Here is a 2,435-nt window from a genome sequence, read left to right as displayed (position 1 = left end):
GGTAGCGCGCAGAGATGTGGTGTAAGAGGCGGGGCATGCCCCGCCTCTTCTCTTTCTTGAAAGGGAGGGGACACCGCCTAGAATTCGTCGTTGGAGTAATGAAGGTGACGAATGGAAGGAAAGGCGATGCCCCAAGAAGAGAGTGTACTGCGCCTCGGCCGCGACGAGGCCCTCGAGGCGGCGAGGCTTTGGCAGGAGTGCGGCGACGCGCGCGAGTTCGCGTGCAGGGTGCTGGGCGGCGTGATGAACGCGCTGATGGACTCCGAGGCCCAGCAGATGTGCGGCGCGGGCCGCAACGAGCGCAGCGACGGCAGGGAGAACAGCCGCAACGGCTACCGCCCCAGGTCGCTCAAGACCGCCGTGGGCGACGTGGAGCTCGAGATACCCAAGCTCAGGCACGGCACCTACTACCCCGAGGGCATGCTCGCGCGATGGTCGCGCGTCGACACCTCGGTGGCCTCCATCGTGCAGGAGATGTACGTGTGCGGCGTGTCCACCCGCAAGGTCGAGCGCGTGGCGTCCAGGCTGGGCATATCCTCGCTGTCGAGCTCGGAGGTCTCGAGCCTCTGCTCCGACCTCGACGCCGAGGTGGAGGAGTTCCGCCGCCGCGACCTGTCGGGCACGCCGTGCTGCTACCTGTGGCTCGACGCCACCTACATGAGCTGCAGGGTCGGCTCGTCGGTCGTCTCGCAGGGCGTCGTGACCGCGATCGGGCTGGGCGCCGACGGGCGCAAGCACTTCCTGGGCTGCGACGTGGTCGACACCGAGAGCGAGGACTCCTGGGCGGCGTTCCTCGGCGGGCTGCGCGAGCGCGGGCTGGCCGGCGTTCGCCTCGTGGTCTCCGACAGCCACGCCGGGCTCGTGGCCGCCGTCTCGCGCCTGTTCCAGGGCTGCGCCTGGCAGCGCTGCGTGACGCACCTGCAGCGCAACCTCCAGAGCGCCTGCTCGGGCAGGCCCGAGGACTCCAAGGCGGCCGTCAGGGACCTCGTGCACGCCGCGGTCTACCAGGACGACCCCGACCTCGCGCGCTGCGTGTGGGCCGAGGCGGCGCCCTGGGTGGCGTCGGTGTCCGCCAGGGCCGGCGAGGTCTTCGAGCAGGCCGAGGACTCCGCGCTGGCGTTCACGGCCTTCCCCAGGGCGCACTGGGCCAAGCTCCGCACCAACAACGTCCAGGAGCGCGCCAACCGCGAGATCAAGCGCCGCTACAGGGTCGTGCAGTCCTTCCCCTCGAGGGAGTCGATGCTGCGCCTGACGTGCGCGAGCCTCATGGAGACCGAGGGGCAGTGGTCCCAGCAGCGCGTGTTCTCCGAGGCCTCGGCCGCCGAGGGCTTCGCCGAGCCCGCGGACAGGCCGGCCCCGACAGAGGGGAGGCGCCGCGCGCTCGGGAGGCGCGCCAGGGAGATAGTGGACGAGATAGTCGAGAAGCGCGGTCTCAAGAAGGAGTAACATCGGGACTTGCAGCGACGGACCTCAGGACACTCTTACACCACGTCTGCGCGCGCGACCGGTTGAAGCACGGAACACCCCCGTTTTGGCTCTGATGACGCCAAAACGGGGGCTGTTTTTGACTTTATCGCCTCTGAGGGGCATCTGGAACGGCGGAATTTGCAGAATACTCGCGATTTTGCACGTCGCTGCAGGGGGTACCCTTGCTTTGGCGGTTTACTTCCCCTGCACCATGGTGAGCGAGATCTTCTTGCGGTCGCGATCGACCTTTTCTACCCACACCTTCACCGTGTCGCCGACGCGCACTACGTCGCTCGGGTGCTTGACGAAGTGGTTGGCCAGCTTGGAGATGTGCACGAGGCCGTCCTGGTGCACGCCCACGTCGACGAAGGCACCAAAGTCGACGACGTTGCGCACCGTGCCCTTGAGTTCCATGCCGGGCTCCAGGTCGTCGATGGAAAGCGCCGAGCGACTAAAGACCACCTCGGGCGCGTCGTCGCGTGGGTCGCGGCCGGGCTTCTTGAGCTCGTTGACGATGTCGATGAGCGTCAGGGTGCCACAGTCCAGGTCGCTTGCCAGCGCCGAGATGCTGCCCAGGCGGCGCTCGATATCGGGCACGCCGCCGCGGCTGAGCTCGCTGGCCGCCACGCCGGCGCGCTCCAGGACGGACGTCGCCACCTCGTAGCTTTCGGGGTGGACGCTCGTCGCGTCGAGCGGGTTTTTACCGCCGCTGATGCGTAGGAAGCCAGCGGCGTTGAGATAGGCCTTGGGTCCCAGCTTGGGGACCTTCTTGAGCTGGCGGCGATCGGTAAAAGCGCCGTTTTCCTCGCGGTAGGCAACGATGTTCTTGGCCACGCTCGGCGTGATGCCCGACACGTAGCCCAGTAGGCTCGCGCTCGCGGTGTTGACGTCGACGCCCACGCGGTTGACGACGTCCTCCACCACGTGGCCCAGCGTGCGCGAAAGCTCGGCCTGGTCAAGGTCGTGCT

2 protein-coding genes are annotated in these 2,435 nt (G+C 67.6%); one reads left to right on the top strand and one right to left on the bottom strand.

What is annotated here, in order from left to right; translation table 11 throughout:
- Positions 1–126 precede the first annotated feature (126 nt).
- Entirely contained in the window at positions 127–1,446 is a 1,320-nt protein-coding gene (locus tag ACT84W_RS10510; RefSeq protein ID WP_444329176.1) for an IS256 family transposase, read from the top strand.
- 216 nt (positions 1,447–1,662) lie between these two features.
- On the opposite strand, the gene ACT84W_RS10505 is transcribed toward ACT84W_RS10510, so the two are convergent.
- Positions 1,663–2,435, bottom strand: a 773-nt coding sequence (locus ACT84W_RS10505) for a helix-hairpin-helix domain-containing protein (RefSeq protein WP_444329175.1), incomplete at its 5' end; no start/stop codon positions are given.

Origin of the sequence: Paratractidigestivibacter sp., assembly GCF_052362415.1 — a bacterium.
In the GTDB taxonomy this organism is placed as follows: Bacteria; Actinomycetota; Coriobacteriia; order Coriobacteriales; family Atopobiaceae; genus Paratractidigestivibacter.
Note: the sequence above shows the minus strand (reverse complement) of the source record. Positions and strands in the feature narration are given on the sequence as shown.

Bases quoted from the DNA above. Each gene is read 5' to 3' on its own strand.
- ACT84W_RS10510 (WP_444329176.1), top strand. From the start codon at position 127: ATGCCCCAAGAAGAGAGTGTACTGCGCCTCGGCCGCGACGAGGCCCTC.